Annotated in this window: 18 protein-coding genes; all 18 read right to left on the bottom strand. The window is 35.7% G+C overall.

Annotation, left to right across the window (positions count from 1 at the left end; all coding sequences use genetic code 11):
• Nucleotide 1 precedes the first annotated feature (1 nt).
• Nucleotides 2-1,216 (bottom strand): UTP--glucose-1-phosphate uridylyltransferase, encoded by a 1,215-nt coding sequence (locus BT105_RS03815; RefSeq protein ID WP_072299503.1) that lies wholly within the window; start codon nucleotides 1,214-1,216, stop codon nucleotides 2-4.
• A gap of 191 nt (nucleotides 1,217-1,407) precedes the next feature.
• Nucleotides 1,408-2,529, bottom strand: a complete 1,122-nt coding sequence (gene aepY / locus BT105_RS03810; protein ID WP_072299502.1) for a phosphonopyruvate decarboxylase — start codon at nucleotides 2,527-2,529, stop codon at nucleotides 1,408-1,410.
• Nucleotides 2,530-2,539: 10 nt separating this feature from the next.
• Complete coding sequence (locus tag BT105_RS03805; RefSeq protein WP_072299501.1) at nucleotides 2,540-3,250, bottom strand: phosphocholine cytidylyltransferase family protein; 711 nt, start codon at nucleotides 3,248-3,250, stop codon at nucleotides 2,540-2,542.
• Nucleotides 3,251-3,260: 10 nt separating this feature from the next.
• On the bottom strand, nucleotides 3,261-4,556 hold the full coding sequence (gene aepX / locus BT105_RS03800; protein WP_072299500.1) for a phosphoenolpyruvate mutase: 1,296 nt from the start codon (nucleotides 4,554-4,556) through the stop codon (nucleotides 3,261-3,263).
• Between the two features lie 12 nt (nucleotides 4,557-4,568).
• Complete coding sequence (locus BT105_RS03795; RefSeq protein ID WP_072299499.1) at nucleotides 4,569-5,702, bottom strand: 2-aminoethylphosphonate aminotransferase; 1,134 nt, start codon at nucleotides 5,700-5,702, stop codon at nucleotides 4,569-4,571.
• Nucleotides 5,703-5,807: 105 nt separating this feature from the next.
• Nucleotides 5,808-7,262, bottom strand: a complete 1,455-nt coding sequence (locus tag BT105_RS03790; protein ID WP_072299498.1) for an oligosaccharide flippase family protein — start codon at nucleotides 7,260-7,262, stop codon at nucleotides 5,808-5,810.
• Complete coding sequence (locus BT105_RS03785; protein ID WP_072299497.1) at nucleotides 7,262-8,488, bottom strand: CDP-glycerol glycerophosphotransferase family protein; 1,227 nt, start codon at nucleotides 8,486-8,488, stop codon at nucleotides 7,262-7,264. The genes BT105_RS03790 and BT105_RS03785 overlap by 1 nt, the downstream gene beginning before the upstream one ends.
• Nucleotides 8,489-8,517: 29 nt before the next feature.
• A complete protein-coding gene (locus tag BT105_RS03780; protein WP_072299496.1) occupies nucleotides 8,518-9,633 on the bottom strand; it encodes an EpsG family protein in 1,116 nt (371 codons plus the stop codon).
• Between the two features lie 83 nt (nucleotides 9,634-9,716).
• On the bottom strand, nucleotides 9,717-10,709 hold the full coding sequence (locus tag BT105_RS03775) for a glycosyltransferase family 2 protein (RefSeq protein ID WP_072299495.1): 993 nt from the start codon (nucleotides 10,707-10,709) through the stop codon (nucleotides 9,717-9,719).
• 47 nt (nucleotides 10,710-10,756) lie between these two features.
• Nucleotides 10,757-11,278, bottom strand: coding sequence for a serine acetyltransferase (locus BT105_RS03770; RefSeq protein WP_072299494.1), 522 nt, complete (start codon nucleotides 11,276-11,278; stop codon nucleotides 10,757-10,759).
• A 60-nt stretch (nucleotides 11,279-11,338) separates the two neighbouring features.
• Nucleotides 11,339-12,037 carry an L-ribulose-5-phosphate 4-epimerase gene (locus tag BT105_RS03765; RefSeq protein ID WP_072299493.1) on the bottom strand — a complete coding sequence of 233 codons (699 nt, stop codon included), beginning with the start codon at nucleotides 12,035-12,037 and terminating at the stop codon, nucleotides 11,339-11,341.
• A 17-nt stretch (nucleotides 12,038-12,054) separates the two neighbouring features.
• Nucleotides 12,055-13,104 (bottom strand): NAD-dependent epimerase/dehydratase family protein, encoded by a 1,050-nt coding sequence (locus BT105_RS03760; RefSeq protein WP_072299492.1) that lies wholly within the window; start codon nucleotides 13,102-13,104, stop codon nucleotides 12,055-12,057.
• Between the two features lie 5 nt (nucleotides 13,105-13,109).
• Nucleotides 13,110-13,826, bottom strand: a complete 717-nt coding sequence (locus BT105_RS03755; protein WP_072299491.1) for an IspD/TarI family cytidylyltransferase — start codon at nucleotides 13,824-13,826, stop codon at nucleotides 13,110-13,112.
• A 15-nt stretch (nucleotides 13,827-13,841) separates the two neighbouring features.
• A complete protein-coding gene (locus BT105_RS03750) occupies nucleotides 13,842-14,621 on the bottom strand; it encodes a LicD family protein (protein ID WP_072299490.1) in 780 nt (259 codons plus the stop codon).
• Nucleotides 14,622-14,645: 24 nt separating this feature from the next.
• Complete coding sequence (locus tag BT105_RS03745; RefSeq protein WP_072299489.1) at nucleotides 14,646-15,419, bottom strand: SDR family NAD(P)-dependent oxidoreductase; 774 nt, start codon at nucleotides 15,417-15,419, stop codon at nucleotides 14,646-14,648.
• On the bottom strand, nucleotides 15,419-16,717 hold the full coding sequence (locus BT105_RS03740) for an ATP-grasp domain-containing protein (RefSeq protein WP_072299488.1): 1,299 nt from the start codon (nucleotides 16,715-16,717) through the stop codon (nucleotides 15,419-15,421). Before BT105_RS03740 ends, BT105_RS03745 begins: the two co-directional genes overlap by 1 nt.
• Before the next feature lie 20 nt (nucleotides 16,718-16,737).
• Nucleotides 16,738-17,508, bottom strand: coding sequence for an MBL fold metallo-hydrolase (locus BT105_RS03735; RefSeq protein WP_072299487.1), 771 nt, complete (start codon nucleotides 17,506-17,508; stop codon nucleotides 16,738-16,740).
• 9 nt (nucleotides 17,509-17,517) lie between these two features.
• Complete coding sequence (locus tag BT105_RS03730) at nucleotides 17,518-18,735, bottom strand: glycosyltransferase family 2 protein (protein ID WP_072299486.1); 1,218 nt, start codon at nucleotides 18,733-18,735, stop codon at nucleotides 17,518-17,520.
• Between the last annotated feature and the right edge of the window lie 2 nt (nucleotides 18,736-18,737).

Raw genomic sequence — 18,737 nt, 5'->3', positions numbered from 1 at the left:
CTTATAATTCAATTCCGTTTAATCGAAGTAACTCTCTTGCCGTATCAACCGAATCCACACCTGTCTTATTCTTTACAGGCGCAAACTCCTTATTTCTATCGACCTCATATGCGAGGCAATCATCCTGAAGCTTAACCATATCAAGCACAAGTGTTTCAAACTTATATGCATTTGGCTCATCAGGTGTTATGATCTCACCTTTTTCATTCATATGCTTTATCTTCTTAAATGCACGATGAAGAGGCAACTTTACTGAAAGCGTATTATTCAGCTTATCTACACGGAAAAGATAATTCAATGTTACTCCATAATTGTAAGATAAAGTCCCATCTGCTTCACGACTATGAAGCATTTCATCGGTCATCTCATAATATTCAACGATCGATGGTCTTCCTTCTTCAAGGCAAAGAACTCCGACTTTTTCTTCAGGAGCAGCCTTAGCTACGACCTTCGCTCCAGACACTTTTCCAGAATTGATTACTGCACCAATAAAACATGGATCTGCTATACGCTGAAGAACATTATCAACTGCGAATACGTTAAGCCATTCTATCTTAGCTTCCTGAACAACTTTCAGCATACCTGTCTTCGCCATAGAAGCATACCATCCACCATTGCCATTAGGAGCAGTCAATATATTTCCGCTTTCAGATAACATAAGCTTTCCATTCGTATCAACTGTTGGAAGCTGTTCCTGAACAAAAAACCACACATTTTCATTACTATAACCGAAATAATTATGTTTTTCAAAAAATTCCCTTGTTTCTTTATTATTATCAACACTTGTCATTATAAACAGAGGAACCCATGCACCAGCCTTTTTCGTAACTTCAAGAAGATTATTGATAAGGCATTCAAAAATGAACAATTCGTGCTCAACGCCGATATTGAACATTCCCTTCGGATGATCAAAGCCAAGTCGACTTCCTTGGCCTCCTGCAAGCAGCACAGCACCAACTTTACCTTCCTTTATAGCTTTCACTCCTAATTCTGTAAACTTTTCACTTTCGTTACTTATCTCATTTAGAGTTGTCGCAAACAATGGGGCAAATTTACCGCGTACTTCATTGGTTTCACCAGCACTTAATACTGAAAAATCAAGGTTTTCTATCTGCTTGACCATAGCAAGCTGATCTTCGCCGGATAGCGTGTTCATATATGCTGATATATGCTCCTGATGGAGCATATTCAGTATTTCTGTTGTTTTGTGTTTCATATCATTCCTCTTACTTAAAAGCTGTCCCTAAGGACAGCTTTATTAAAAAATCAAGTTCACATTTGAATTACTTAGTATACAGAGTTTCTCTTTTTCCTATCGCACCAATATTAATATATATGTCAATTCTTAGAAATTCCATAATCATAGGGTAATACTTCCTTATTCTTGAAATCTCTATAATACAAACATTATATTGTCTTAAGATAATCCATAAAATTCTGCTTATTCTCAAGAGCAGTTGTAGTCGGTCTGCCAAGATCATCACGAGCTCCTATAGAGCACTTGACCTCAATAAACGAAAGTTCATTTCTTGATTTAGCAGCTTCAAGCTCCTTGTCAAGGTCTGCAAAATTATCCACACATACAGCATTAGGATATCCGCAAGCCTTTGCAATAGCTACAAGGTCTATCTTAGCAGCAACTGTAGGCATACCGCCAACAGTCTCATGAGCACCATTATTAATAACAACATGTACTACATTCTTAGGTGCATTTGCTCCGAGAACTGCCATACTTCCCATATGCATAAGAACTGCGCCGTCACCGTCAACACACCAGATACGCTGATTTGGCTTGTTGATCGCAACTCCTAGTGCTATAGATGAGGTATGTCCCATAGAGCCAACAGTAAGGAAGTCGTACTTATGACTCTGACCGTTTGCAACACGAGTCTCAAAAAGCTCACGGCTTGGCTTACCTGTTGTAGATACTATTGGATCCTCGCCTGTAGCCTTTACGATGTGCTGGATTATCTCCTCGCGTATCATCTTGTTATCGTTCTTATACTCAACCTCAGGAGCATTTGTAAGAGCTCCCTTACGGACAACGAAAGCTACCTGCTTACCATTTGCAAGAAGATTACGGAAATCAGCCATAACAGCTCCCAGTTCTTCTTCAGTAGTGTCTTTGCTTATGATAAATGACTTTATATCCATATCATCAAGAAGCTTTACTGTAACCTCTCCCTGATAGATATGCTGAGGCTCATCGTGAACACCTGGCTCTCCTCTCCATCCAACAATGAATATCATAGGAATAGCGTAAACCTTATCATTGAGCAGTGAAGCTACCGGATTGATGATATTTCCCTCACCGGAATTCTGCATATATACTACAGGTACCTTGCCGGTTGCAAGATGATAACCTGCTGCAAGAGCAGTACAATTGCCTTCGTTTGCAGCGATTATATGATGCTTCTGATCAATACCGTATGTATCCATAAGGTAATTACAAAGAGCCTTGAGCTGACTGTCAGGAACACCTGTGTAGAAGTCAGCGCCTATGATCTTTACTAAGCTTTCAACCTTCATTGCTTACTCCTTAATTGTATTTTTCATAATCAGGGTCAAATTCTGCCAATTCATCAACAGAGTCTATTTCAACTATCTGTTCAGCTGTAACAGGATTGATAACAAGTTTGAGTTTATCCAGCTGCTGATCTACTATCTCGTCCCAATACAGCTGCTCATGTCCTTCATGCTTGTATGCTTCAAGAACAGCATTTGCAATTATCTCAGCGTCCTTCTGCTTGAAGTATGATACGCCTACCATATTATAGGTATCAGTACCGCATTTTCCAACTCTTATTATGAAGCCATTGTCATCAAGATCGAATACCCAATCATCTGAATAGCCCTTTACCATTTTTCCATAGTAGCATGAGTTTTCAAGTTTTGCTTCAAATATAGAAGGATCAGACACAAACAAATCAGCTTCGCATATAAAGCAATTTGCTGTTTTCATCTCTTCTGCAACAGCGTGTATTGATGAGATATTATTCTTTTCGTTATATTCCTTATTCTCGACAACAGTAACGTTGGAATACTTCTGAGCAAAAGCACGTATCTGTTCACCGAGATAACCTACAACAACATAAATATGCTCTACTCCGCGCTTTTCAAGTCCACTTATGACTGTATCTATCATCGAACGTCCATATGCCTTTACAAGTGGCTTAGGGACTTTTTCTGTAAGAGGTCTCATTCTCGAACCAAGTCCTGCCGCCATAAGTATTGCTATCTCTTTTGCCATTTTTATCACCTTATAACTCGTCTATGAGTGTAATAATATTCTTGATTGACATAAGCCTGTCATCAACTTCTTTAGCTCTATGATAACGAAGGATATCCTCAGCTGTCTTCTGCATTGCAGGGAATGCGCTTCTTGTAAGCTGATTTGCATAAATAACGATATTTACGCCGTGAGCAGCAAGCTCGTCCTCAGTGATAGTGTTGAATGAAGAAGGAACAACGACGATAGGCGTTTTCTTGTCCTTTTCACGGAATTTATCACAGAATTCAACAATCTCAGCAGGATCTTTCTTTCTGCTGTGAATCATAATACCGTCTGCACCTGCCTCAACAAAAGCAAAAGCTCTCGCAAGTGCGTCTTCCATACCCTGTTCAAGGATAAGACTTTCAATACGTGCAATGATCATGAAGTCATCAGAAAGCTGTGCAGCCTTACCTGCTGCAATCTTTGCGCTCATTTCCTCGATAGTAGCCTGTGTCTGCTTAACCTCTGTACCGAAGAGAGAATTCTTCTTGAGTCCCTTTTTGTCTTCGATAATAACAGCACTTACGCCCATTCTTTCAAGCGAACGCACTGTGTATACGAAATGCTCTGTAAGTCCACCTGTATCGCCGTCAAAAATGATAGGCTTTGTAGTAACTTCCATGATATCGTCGATAGTACGGAAACGTGAAGTCATGTCAACAAGCTCTATATCAGGCTTACCCTTTGCGGTTGAATCACAGAGAGATGATACCCACATAGCATCAAACTGATATAACTGTCCCTCATGCTCAACAACAGTCTTTTCAGCAATAAGACCTGTAAGACCGCTATGAGCCTCTATTGTCTTTACTACATGGCCCATTTCTATAAGCTGACGAAGGCGCTTTCTTCTGTACTCAGGCATAGCAAGCTTTTCTTTGAGCTGAGCATCTATTTTCTTGACCTTTGGATTGTAAGTATAAGGAACATCTATTACTTCGCCGCCATACTCAGCAAGCTTCTTAACAACATTATTTCTTATAGATGATTCCGGTCCTTCTTTCCAGTTATCACCATGAATTACATAATCAGGCTTTAATGAAGCAATAACATCATTGTACATTGAATCATTCTGTACAATTACCTCATCTACCCCATCTATTTCCTTATAAAGCTTAACACGTTCCTCAAGAGTTGTAGTTGGAAACTTATTAAAACGGATAAGTTCCTTGTCACAAAGAGCACCTACAACTACTCTTCCATATTTCTTGGCATTCTCTATGATATTGAGATGTCCTTCATGGATAACATCGGTACAAAAGCAAGTATAAACTGTCTTCATTTTATATTCTCCTTAGTCATTGTACTTAACAGGAATTGCAATATTATTCTTTTCAAGTGCTTCGCGGAACACTTTGAAGAAATCTACGATATCAGCTTCATCAATAGCACCAAGTGCACAAAGACGGAATGTATTAGTCGTAGAAATCTTGCCCGGATAAATCGTAAATCCACGCTCATAGCAGTAATCATGAACAGCTTCAAAACTCCAGTTAGGATCATCAGGATAAATAGCTGATGATACAAGGCCTGTTCGCCACTCAGGCTTTATAACCTGACGGAAACCGAGATCATCCAATCCTTTATTAATAGCATTGAATACACGAGTATGTCTTGCCCACTTAGCCTCTTCACCCTCAGCCCAGTATTCCTTAAGAGCCTGGATTGTCGAGTAAATAGTCTGAACAGGCGGTGTAAAATGCATTTCTCCTGTACGCTCAAAGAAATCATACTGTAACCAAAGATTGCAGTAATAAGAACGTTTAGGATAGTCCTTAGACTTCTCAATTATAGCTCTGTTTCCAACTACGAACGAAAGACCTGTAAATGCCATAAGTCCTTTCTGTGCAGAAGCCATACAGAAGTCTATATTATCCTTTTCAATATCAATAGGACGCATAGCGTAAGTAGAGGTTGTATCAACAGTAAAAACAGCCCCGTATTTGTGAGCAAGAGCACCTATTTCACGAATAGGATTAAGAATACCCGTACCTGTCTCATTGTGTGTTGTGTGAACAAGACCTATATCAGGATTATTCTTGAGAGTTTCCTCAACTACTGCAAGATCAGGACGCTGATCAACAGGGAACTTGAGGTCAATATGCGGAAGTCCATAGAACTGGCACACCTCAACGGCTCTTGTACTATATGCACCGTTGTCAACAACTAATACCTTCTTTCCTTCCGGAAGTAAGGAGTTGATACAAACATCAATATTAATTGTACCGCTTCCACAGAAAAGCACTGACGTGTACTTATCTAAATCACCATGAACTATCTTAACAAGATCTTCACGTAATCCCTTCATGAGACCACCAAAGTCTTTCTCCCTTGGACAGATGTCTGGTACTACCTGAGCATACTTTACAGTATCAGTAGTTGTTGACGGGCCCGGATTAAGCAGAATATTTCTTTTAATTGCTTTCATTTTTCTTCTCCTCTATTATTTATTTTATACACTTAACAATTTTTCTCATTTCATATATTCTAACATTGCCCCCTTATATAAAACTAATAAACATATTTATTCTGTTTAACTGTTTTCTTTTTTCTTAATAACCATTTTTAATAAAGCATTTTTATTTTTTAAACCAATATAAACCAGAATAATTGTCAATATAACCAACACAATATATCTTATAATATAATGACATTCATATAACAACATTGAAATTACACCACCTAATATAAGAAAACAAACCAGAAGTGCTAATTTCTTTATATTATAAATATCTTCACCTATTATTTTTCTACTAGCTATATAATGTGCTACAGCTATAAATAAATAACCGATGAACGTCGTGTAAGCTGCAACTTTATATCCCAACAATGGTATTATGGTAAAATTTAATACAATATTTATAACAGCACCAATTAAAGTTATTGGGAAAATCAATTTGTTTTTCTCATAAACAAATTCAACATTAGAAAAAACAAAATAAAATGAAGAAAAGAAGATTCCAACAATAAGTACCGGAATGATATCTAATGAACTCAAATATTCATCTCCGCCAAGTAACCATAATCCTTCAGGTGCTAACAGCATCATAAATATAGAAAAAACTACAGATAAAAGCACAATAATATTCGTCGAGCTTTTTAACACATCATATTCTTTATTCTTTATAGCTTTCATTGAAATAGGATTATACGTACTATTTAAAGCACTAAACACAATTAGGGCTAAACTTGCAAATGAGTAAGAAACTGTATATAAACCTGCGTCTGAATTACTAGATAATTTCTGTATCATAATTCTATCAGAAGAAGCTAATAATATTGAAGATAGGTAATGTGGAATAAGAGGAAGATTAAATAATAAGCCTCTTTTCCAATATTGAAATATTGCCTCTTTCTCAGTTTTTCTAATGATAATAAATAATAATATTAGAGCAACACATACATTTGGAATAACTAATCCAAGTAATCTTCCTAAAATGCGCTCGCTCTTCATTAAATATGTCAACAGTACACTAAGAAAACTTTTTGTTGCAAATAATCCAACTATTATAATCGCATATATTTTATAAGAATACTCAAATCTCTTAGGCACAGCCCAAAATTGTATTATTGCATCTGATGTAACCGCTATTGCCATTATTAAAAAATATACTTTTTTAATTCCTAAAAGATTTGAAAAAAATGTACCAAATAAAAAGAACACGCTCCAAAAAATAAAAGCAATTAATATGCTCAAAGAACAGAGAGATGCAACTATACTATTTTTTTTATCTTTCTGCTTAGTTAGATACACCTCAAGTACGCCACCAAATAAATTAAAGGTCGCTAAAACTGCAAAAACCGATCTCCAAGAAGTATATACACCAAAAGTACCTACCTCATCTACAGTTAGTATTCTATTAATTATTGGCTGTGTTATAACTGCAATTCCTTTATCTATTACTGTAACTAACATGAACCATAACCCAGCTTTTACAACCAGATTCATATTTTTGTATAAATCTATTGCTTTTCTAACTTTTTGCATCAAATTACATTAGCTCCTTTTAAATAATCACAAATACGAGCACATGAGTTTCCATCCTTATATTTAAAGAATAAATTCTTTACGCGTTCTTTTTCCTTATACTCATAATTTTCTTTCAAACAACGATTAATACAATCAGCAAGAGCCGCTTCGTTTTCTACTATTTCTCCACCACATATTTCTTCAATAGGTTCAACACACATTCCACGTGTTTCAAAGTATTCCTCTTTATCATATAAATTGTAGATTACTGGTTTATCTATTAAAAGAAAATCTAGTCCTATAGATGAATAATCCGTAATTAACAAATCAGCAATTGTCATAATGTCATATATCGTATAATCATACGACGGTTCAAAAAAAATCACTCTTTGATTATTATTCAATACGACTTCCATATTTTGCCATGAATGCATTTTCGCAATAACTATAGCATCATTTTTCTCTAAAACATCAATAATATGCTTATTTGAATCATATCCCCATACATTTCTTTTTTTATTTGAATTCTTTTCGTAATCCCTAAAAGTTGGAGCATATATCACTATTTTTGAATAATGACTTGCTGTTTTCTTATAAATCCAATCTTCTATCATTTGTTTTTTATCACTAATTTGAAATAAATAATCATTCCTTGCCAATCCTAAAGGCATAAAACAATTATAAGGTATATTAAATGCAGCAGATTTAGTAACTGTATCAAAAACAGACGAACTACATACCAACTTCCAATTTTGGGGTAAATAATCATACGCGAAAGAATTTGATGTATAGTCACTTTTAAATGAAACAAAATATCCTAAACATACTAAATTTTGAGACTTTAAAGCATATTTCTTATTTTGTTCCAAAGAAGAACAAATCCAAGTTTTTGATTTCATTTTTTTAATGGAATATTTAACCAATTCTATTTTTTTCTTAAATCCAGGGAATTCACTATAATGCAATAAAAGTCTGACATTACTTATATTTTTTTTATCCAAGTATTCTTGCAATATTTTCATACGTTCAGCATCATAAATAACAAGGAAAAAAACACTTTCATCCATTGTTCTTGATTTTATACAATAATCAAGAAATGTAAGAACCGAATCTCCTGAATAGTTAATCAAATCTTGCTTTTCATACTTTCCATTGTGATGTGGTTCAGCAAAAACATATTTGGAATTTGTAATAATCATCCAATTTATTATTTTTGCAGCAAAATATTTAATCTTTTGAAACATAAAGAATTCTCCTAAACATTAGCATTCTTTCAACACCACACAAAATGGTATGGATGATGAGCTGAGCCGTTAATTTTAAATAAATAACCATATAGAACATATCCAACAATAAACATTATTAAGGATACTAATAAAGGTTTTGAAGAAAACCTAAAATGCTTCTTATCTTCTTTAAATATAATTCCAAAATATACAAACACAAACAGAATAAAATAATATCCTATTCTTCCCATAAAATCATAAAAATAACCTATGGAAGCCAACAAACATCCAACAAGATAATATAATCTGGAATTACGAAGAACGTATTCCCTACCTTGTTCATAATTATGAATGTATTTTCCATAGCGGCTTAATGGATATTTATACTGACGATATAAAATGATAGATAGGAAAAAGGCAAATAAAAGCATCGGTATTCTCATACCTACATTAGATTCCTTAACGTCAAAATAATGATCATATTGTTTTGTATATTCAGCAACATTCAATGTCAAAAACCCTATTCCAGATATAGATATAATTACAACTAAAAAATACCTCTGTATCTTTTTTAAATCTTTCCATGAAAATAGTTCCATGACTAAATACAATCCACCTATAATTGCACTTTTATGGAAAAATAACGTTGCAATAATCACTGAAATAATAAAAAACAAATATTTACGTTTTGTTATAAATCTTGTCCCCCAAAAAACAATTGCAATGGCACAAAACTGCCTCATTATATTTAATGATTCAAAATAATAAAACGAATAAAAAGAAAAAACAGATATACAAAAATCTGATTTATCACGTAATTCCCAAAATCTAAATAGGGTAAAACCATATATTATCAACGAAAAAAACAGTAATAAAAAAGAATAATGGTTACATATATGCATAAGTATTCTGCATAATAAGCTAAATCCTGGGTCTTTGTTAAAGGTTAGTCCATTATAACTAATATTAAATATCTTGACATATTCTGCTGTATCTCTTCCAACATTGATATTCCTAAATCCAGCTACAAAGCACATAACAAATAAAAGAATGCCTAAACATATTTTACTGTTAGATTTCTTAACAAGTAATGATAATACAAAAACAAAGATTGTTATAACGCTGTAAAAAAAAGAACTTGCCAAAGTAATCTGAGAAGCCATCAAACTCTCCTAACTATAAGTAATAATTTATTTTCTAACTAAACAAATTACATATAGAATGTTGTGTTAAAAAGGATTTTTTATTACATTTTATGTATTTGCTTTAAAGCATTAATTATTTTTCTCTGCGCCAAAAATATTTCTGGTCTACTACATAAAAACAACATATATATTTTCTTTTGTTTGCTTATTCTTTTTTCTCTTAGAACACTTTTATAATTATTCCTAAACATCCTTCTATACTTCATAAAAATTTTTTTATAGCTTTTCCATGACATTTTTTGAAGTGTAAGAAGCTGAACAACTCCAAAATAATACATCATAACCTTCAAAATACTCATATTGGGATAATTACTATCAATAAAGCAACCAAATTCCTTACATATTTCAAATATTCTGTAATGCTTCTGAGATAACTTTGATATCAATATACTTCCTTCATGCTGCACATAATGATAGTTACTTCCATAATTTCCAATTGCAATTTTAGAAGATTCATTAATAATATTATACATACATGCACAATCTTCAAAATAACCATCTGGAAATGGATATTTTAAAAGAACGGATTTCGGATAAAGTTTTCCATATGCCGCCCAGCCTACTTTTGTTTGACTATATACATAAAATAATGCTTCATTTTTATTTGTAACAAACGCCTCAAATGGTGGAACTTTAGTTTTTCCACTACCATCTTCATTTTCTCTTGATGTTCTTGTAATAACAAAATCCGCATCAAATTTCTCTTTTAACTTTACCATATCTTCAATATATGTTTTTTCAACATAATCATCAGAATCTACAAAAGCTATATATTCACCTCTTGCGTATAAAACACCATAGTTTCTTGCACTACTTAATCCACCATTACTTTTGTGAAGGCATTTTACAACCTCATATTTTTCAGCATATTCTTCACATAATTTTGGACAAGAATCTGGTGACCCGTCATCTATTAATAGTATCTCTATTTCGTTATATGTTTGATTTAATAAACTTTTAACACATTTATCCAGATATCTTTCAACTTTATATACTGGAACAATAATACTTATAAGCATAGCAAATCCTCTCATTAAACCTTTTTTTCCTAATTAATTATTATTAATCATAAAAAATATTTTCACTTAATTTTTTTCAACGGATTACCAGCATATGTGCCTGGTTCATTAATATCTTTTATAACCAATGACATAGCTCCTATAATAACATTATCATCTATTTTAATATTGCCAATTATAATACTCCCTGAACACAATTGCACATTATTTCCAATCGAAGGCCAATCATCACCTGGCTTTTTTCCTCCAATGCAACAATTCTGAAAGACCATAAAGTTTTCTCCAACTTTGCAGTTCCCTATTACTATCCCTGTTGGATGAGTAATATGAAAACCTCTAGAAATCTGAGCAGTTGGAAAAATTATACAACCATACCTCCTAGATATTTTCAAATACAATAATTTTGAAATAAACCGATAAACTCCACCTTTTTGATAATAATACCACATTTTTCTAGACAACAATATACAATTCGTATTTGGTTGAAAATACTTAATTCTTATTTTTTGCAATATAGAAAGTTTACCATGAAAAAAACGATATAATTCATAATTTAATATTTCTTTATATTCTTTATGTGTCATGAACCATACTTCTCCCTCAACAATTAAAAGCTATACATATTATAAAAATAATTCTTATAATTATTCGTTTTGCCCATAATAAGCATTTGGTCCATGCTTTCTCATATAGTGCTTATCAAGTATATACTGCTGCATTGAGGCATTGGGATTTATGAGAAGTGTCTTAATATCCATCTCTGCAACCTTTTCCATTACTACAGCATGATATACAGATGCATTTGCATCCTTGCCCCATGAGAAGGGACCATGATTTTTTACAACTATTCCGGGAACAGCAAGCGGCTTTATGCCGCGCTGTTTAATTGTCTCAACGATGACCTTACCTGTATTAAGCTCGTAATCTTCCTCGACTTCGTCTTTGGTAAGCTCGCGAGTACATGGAATAACTCCATAGAAATAATCAGCATGAGTTGTACCAAGGGCTGGAATATCAACTCCAGCCTGTGCATATGCAACTGCATTAACAGAATGAGTATGAGTTATTCCACCAATATCAGAAAACTGACGATACAACTCAAGATGTGTTTTAGTATCTGATGACGGCTTCCATTTGCCATCTACAGTTTCACCCGTAACGAGATCAACAATAACCATATCATCAGGACACATACCTGCATAGTCAACACCCGATGGCTTGATTACCACAAGACCTTTTTCGCGGTCAATTCCGCTGACATTTCCCCATGTATATATTACAACTCCTCTGGCTACAAGTTCCAGATTTGCTGCACAAACTTCTTCTTTTAATCTCTCTAACATAATATCCCCTCTGTTAATTAAAGTTCACGCATGATATTCAAGGTATGACGAATACCTTCTTCAACCGTAAACTGACCTTTCCAACCAAGTCCTTCAAGTTTTTTACTGCTGAGGACCTGCTTAGCGATCGGTGTCATTTCCGCTTTTGCCACTTCATCAGGATCAGCAAATATTACCTTTGTCCCTGTCTGAGCAGCAACTTCCTTTGCAAAACCTGCTATCGTTGTTCTTGAATTGGAATTAGCGATATTATAGGCATTTCCGCTTTCTCCGCTTGTAAGAACAGAAAGTATAGCTGAAGCGGAATCTGCAAGATAAGTATAAGAGCGCATCTGATTACCGGCGCTGTTAAGGACTATATCCTCTCCTGCAAGACCTTTATTGACAAACTGAGCGTTTGCACGATTATCAGCCTTCGTAACAGTCGGTCCATAAGTATGACTTGGTCGAACTATAACAGTATCAATGCCAAACTGCTTTGTATAAGAAACACAAAGTGTCTCAGCCGTTCTCTTGCCATTTGGATAGCATGAACGCGCTGATGTAGGATCAACATAACCTGCATATGATTCTTCAAATGATTCAAGACTAAGGTCTCCCTGTCCGTACACCTCACCTGATGAGATATAGAGCATACGCTTTGTACCATGATCCTTTCCGTAGTCAAGCAGATACTTAGTACCGAGGATATTGCTCATTACAGTTCCAACAGGATCACTATTAAATGCTGCTGGAAACGCAGGGCTTGCTGCATGAATAATATAATCAACAGAAAAATCAAAGTCTGGCAGTTCATTTACGTTGTGCTCAACAAAATGAAGTTTATCTGTGTTGATTCCTTCATATCTTGCTGCAAGTCTTTCAGCACTGAGATCCATTGCATAAACTGTAATGTTGGCATTCATATGCTTATTTGCATAAAGAAGCATATCAGCCATAAATGAACCAATAAGGCCCGAACCGCCCGCAATAAGAACAGAAGAATTATACAGCTTTTCAAGTCCTACTGTAGCTTTAACAGCTATTTCAATATCCTTTTTGTAGTTTTCGCTTTTATAAAAACTCATAATTATTAGTCCTTTAACCAGTCTGATCTTTTTGCCTTAAGAAGCGCCTTGAATATATCAATGTCTTCTACTGTTGTAAGCTTGATGTTCTTTTCAGAACCTGCTGAAAAATGGACCTGCTCGCCCATTTCTATCATAAGTGTACATGATGCAACTGAGTTAGTAATTCCTGCTTCAAGAGCTCTTCTGTGAAGATCACATATCTTACCGATAGTAAAGCCCTGAGGAGTCTGTGTTCTCTTGAGGTTGTCTCTTGGATAGCTTCCTGTTGATTCCTCACCGTTTTCTGTCTGCATCATAGCTTCAGCACAAGGAATTACAGTAATTGCATTTCCATACTTTCTTGTTTTAGCTATACAATCAGAGATGATCTCTGCTGATACCATAGGACGGATAGCATCATGGATAAGAACAATATCGTCCTTATCAAAATGCTTTTCAAGCTCATAAACGCCGTTACGGATAGAATCCTGTCCGTTTTTACCTCCGGGAACAACATACTTGAGCTTTGTAATGTTGAACTGCTTTGCATAAGCCCAAAGCACCTGATCCCATCCCTCGATACATACAACAGCAATTGCATCTATCTCTGGATGATTCTGGAATGCCTCCAGTGTGTAAACGATTACAGGACGCTCATGTACAGTTAAAAACTGCTTCGGAATATCCTGATGCATTCTGTTACCGGAACCTCCGGCGATTAAAAGTCCAATATTAGCCATTTCAATATCTCCCTATTATTTTATTAACTCCACGACAGCCTCTGCTGCTATTGCTGTTTTTTTAGGCGGTGTCATATAATCGCCATATCTTTTCGTTAAATAAGCATGTGGATTTGTTGGTCCATAAAAATAACGACCTTCAAATAACAATTCCTTAGGTTTATCAAACCACTCTTTTTTATAGGTAATTGCACTAAAGAGTTTTATATCTAATCCATAATAATCAGCTATTTCATAACTTTTCCCATTATATCTAAGCTTTCTCTCTATTCTTTTGATGTCTCGTTCTCTATTTTTTTCATTAAATACCAAAAGGATTATTTTAGAAATAATTGACGCAATTTTACCGTGATTCTTAGGTCCACCTCCAACAAGCATTTTATAAAGATGAGATCTAAATATATTAACCAGTAAACCGAACTTGGAGGGAGGACAATTATAAAACGGATAAATATCCATACATACGTAATCGTCTTCAATTATTTTACCATTTTTTCTAACAATACTCCTATTATCCTTATCTACCAATCTCATATTTATACATTTAAACTTTGAATCAGTATGACGGTTAGAAACAAAATAGCGCTTTCCAAATTCATCCTGATATTTTGATAGTTTTAATGCATCTTCAATTGGCATAAGAACATCAACATCATGATCCCATGGAATAAATCCTTTATGTCTCATTGCGCCAATGCAAGAACCATATGCCAAATAATATCTTAAATTATGTTTGCGGCATACTTCATCAAACTTAATTAATAAATCAAGCTGTATTTTTTGAACTTCATTCATCACTTCTCACCTTTAAATACAATATCAACTAATATACTCACCCGCAGTAATTCTAAACGTACTACCGGTCATCATCGAACTTGCATCTGAAAGCATATAAATTATACCTTCGATATAATCAGTTCTCTCACACATTCTTCCCATCGGAAGATATGCACCTGCACGAGCTCTAAGTTCTGCTTCACTCTCTCCCTGAGAATTTCTTAATGTTACTTCACCCTCAGTAGGAGTCCAACCAAGTGTGAGGTAATTGCAACGTATCTGCTCAGTTGCATAATTATGAGCAATGTGCTCCATAAGAGTTCTCAAAACGCCCTTGCTGCATGCATAAGCTGCTCTGTCCTTTTCACCGCTCCATGCATGAGCAGAACCTGTAAGAACAATGGAACCGCCGCCATTCATACGCATATATTTTATTGCCTGCTGACAACAGAAAAAAGCAGCACGGAAATTGATATTCATAACATCATCAAATGTTTTCTGATCACAAGTATCAAGCGGAGAAACAGGTGTTATACCGGCATAATTAAAGAATCCATCAATTTTTCCAAACGCTTTATAGCCTTCATCAAAAAGATTCTTACAATCCTCAACACTATTAAGGTCTGTCTGAACAAAGATACCATCAGAACCGAATGTACGTATATTTCTAATTGCTTCTCTTGCAGCCATTTCATCACGACCACCAATAACCACCTTTGCGCCTTCACGTCCACAAACTTCAGCCATTGTTCTTCCGACACCTTTGGTACCGCCAGAAATAACAATTACCTTATTTTTTAATCTCTGTAATTCCATTACTTTAACTCCAGTGCCTCTTCAGCATTAAAGCCCTTAAGAAGCATATTATTACCATTCTCATCGTATACTCGAACTTTTTCTTCATAGTAATTAAGCTTATCAGCAAGCTCCTGCTTAGAATCGCAAACAAGGTAAAGTCTTGTGAGAACCTGCTTCTCATTGCCGATCCACTCCGGAACTACTGTATCGCCCTCGTGAAGTCTCTGGATATTCGCAACTACGCAGCTGTCCTTTTCAAGGTCGCTGTCGCTAAGTCCCTCGATCTTAGCTATCTTGCCCTGCTTAAGCAAGAACCACTTTGTAGCAGCCCACTTGCCGCGGAGCCTTGTATCGTCGTCCTTAGTAAGATCAATATCACCTTCTGAACCTGTAAGAGCAAAACGTATAAGCATTTCTCTCTGATCAAAGCCATGAATTGCTTTCATAAGAAGATGAGGAGCTTCGCCCTGAAGACGGAAACCTGTATCATATACATAAAACTCTCCGTTCTCATAGAAGCCCGAGAGCATAAGTATACCGTTCTGAATTCCTATTTCCTTGAACATACGCAGAGCGTTGTCATGCATACGACTAAAGTATTCATTGAGGTGCTTTGAAGGATATGTTCCGCCAAGACATACTCTGCTGAGGCCTGGCTGTTCATCTGTAGTATAACGATCATAGATACAAGACGCACTGCAAACGCCATCTTTGAATGTGTAATACATTCCCATATCTTCGCACTGCATATATTTCTCAACGATGAAACGCTTTTTGTAAGAAGCATCAAGTGCCTTCTTAACGCCTTCTCTGAGTTCTTCTTCATTAAAAGCAACTGTCATGCCGACACCGCCGCCGTTATCAACAGGCTTTATCATAACAGGATACTGGATCCTATCCAGATCTTCACGTTTCATTTCTGCATCAAGATAATACTCAGGAATACCATGAACGCCATAGTGTTCGCAAGTAGACTTGAATACATCCTTAAATGCAAAAACATCAACTATTTTCTGTGTTGCATAGCAAGGAAGATCAAGTGCTTCACAAACCTTGCAGTACATAGGTACGAGAATGTCAGCTACTCCGACAAGAACACCATCTACCTTCTCTTCGGTAGCGATCTTGATTACAGCACCTGCATCAAGGCCTTCAAAATCATATGCTTTCCATGCATAAGCCTTAGCAGGATCAGTATGTCTTGCAGAAGCAACAATTGTCTTTATCCCCCAACTGTTTGCTATTTCAACAAGCGGGATTGTCTCCGGATTTCCACCAAGTATAAGCAGTTTCTTACCTTCAAACTCTCTTTCCATTTTTACTTCTCCTTATATACTTATAATATTATTCCTTCGCCAAGGCTCATCAAGAGCACCTTATCGTCAGGGTATTCTTTTTTCATTATTTCAAGGAATCTTCCCGGATTACCACCATGGGTAGCAAACATACCAAAATGACATGGTATTGTGAGTTTACTCCCGAGCGCATGAGCAAATCCTGCAAATTCCTCTTCATTCATATTGCCAAATGCGCCGTTTATCGGTCCTATCACTACATCAAGCTGACCAATTTTTTTGATATCATTAACTCTATCCATTCTAAGGCAGGTATCACCTGCCATGTAGATCTTTTTGCCGTCTACAGCAATAACGGCTCCAACAGCATCAGGAGCCCCCTTGCCATGATCACATTCAACAAAATCAATATGAAAATCACCGCAATCCACGCTGTCTCCAGGCTTTACATATGATGTGTTCTCGCCCGTCATCATAAGGCGCTTCACTTCTGTTTCGCAGTTTACAGAAGCAAAAAGCTTAGTATGATGATTACTCATCATCTGCGGTATTGCGTCCATATCAAAATGATCGAAATGCGGATGTGTAGCTACAAGGCAATCAAATCTCAATTCAAAAGGATCAAGTATCTTTGGAATTAGTCTCTTGAAGCCCATATGTCCTTCAACACGCTCAACGCATTCTGAAAGACAAAGGTCAAAACCCATAAGCTGTCCGTTTCGGCTTTTTATTACATAACCTGCCTGTCCGATAAAAAACAGATGTGTCTCTCCTGCTTTTGCTGACAGGATTCTTATTGCTGTATCATTCATAGTTATACCTTACTTACAATTCAGATATCGTCCAAGCAGTTCCTCTCTGATAGCTTCGTCGCAGCTCACTATCAATATCTTTTCCTTACTCAGACCATAATCAAGAAGTCTATTGCTTATATTCTTTGCAAGTATTCTGTCGACTGTTGCAATAAGAACATAATCGTATTCAAGCTTTGTAATGCTTTCGACAGAATCAACGTCCATGCAACAGCGTCTGTACTCCCAATAATCATCATCTACCCAGCCAACAACATCGCATCTTGAATTTTCAAGGAAACGATTCATAAGCTGCTGTCCGAAAGTGCCTGCGCTATATATAACAAGCTTCTTTCCGTCAATTTTTGAACCATATGGAGTAAACTCAGACTCTGTCTCTGTCCCGTCAAGTATTCCTCCTGAACGGATAATACAGATACTTAGTACATAATCTGTTATCTGCTTTATAATATCATACTCATTATTATGCTTTTCAGCAAAATCAATCAAGTAATCATACAGATACTTAAGCTTTTTAGCCTCATTAGCAAAGGATTCGCTCTTTTTAAGCATTGAATCCTCACGCTGACGATAATGATATGCGCAATTATCTGTAATACACACTTTTTTCGCAGCTAACAATGCAGGATACGTTACCGCACCATCTTCTCCGATTGAGATTCTGTCATCAACATTGAGCTGTGCTTCCATTAATACTTCTCTCTTGAAAAGCTTATTCCACACATATGTTGTAACTCCCGGACGATAAAACTCACCGTTGGAGATCATATTTCTATATAATTCTTCCAGCTTTGCTCCCTCATATATTCCTGATGGCAAGCTGTTTGTAAAATGAACGCTCCGTTCAAAAAGGTCACGGCTCTGTCCAGCACAGGCAATATCAGCATCACTTGTAACGATTGAAGTATACAGTGCTTCATAAAAACCTGCTCCGACCCAATCATCACCATCTACATAGCCGACATATTCACCGCTTGAAGCAAGTAATCCAGCTTTGCGTGCTGAAACAAGTCCGCCATTCTCTTTATGAATGACTTTAATTCGATTATCCTTTTTGGCATAAAGGTCACATATTTCAGGACATCTGTCAGGAGAACCGTCGTCAACAAGTATTATTTCCAGATTTTTATATGTCTGATTTATCAGACTTTCAATACATATTCCTATGTACTTATCTATCTTATATATCGGAACTATAACGCTAATAAGTGAATTTCCTGTCTGCAACT

The organism is Ruminococcus flavefaciens, assembly GCF_900119075.1.
GTDB classification, from domain to species: domain Bacteria; phylum Bacillota; class Clostridia; order Oscillospirales; family Ruminococcaceae; genus Ruminococcus; species Ruminococcus flavefaciens_Q.
The sequence above is the reverse complement of the archived record's forward strand: the minus strand, read 5'-3'. Positions and strand labels throughout refer to the sequence as shown.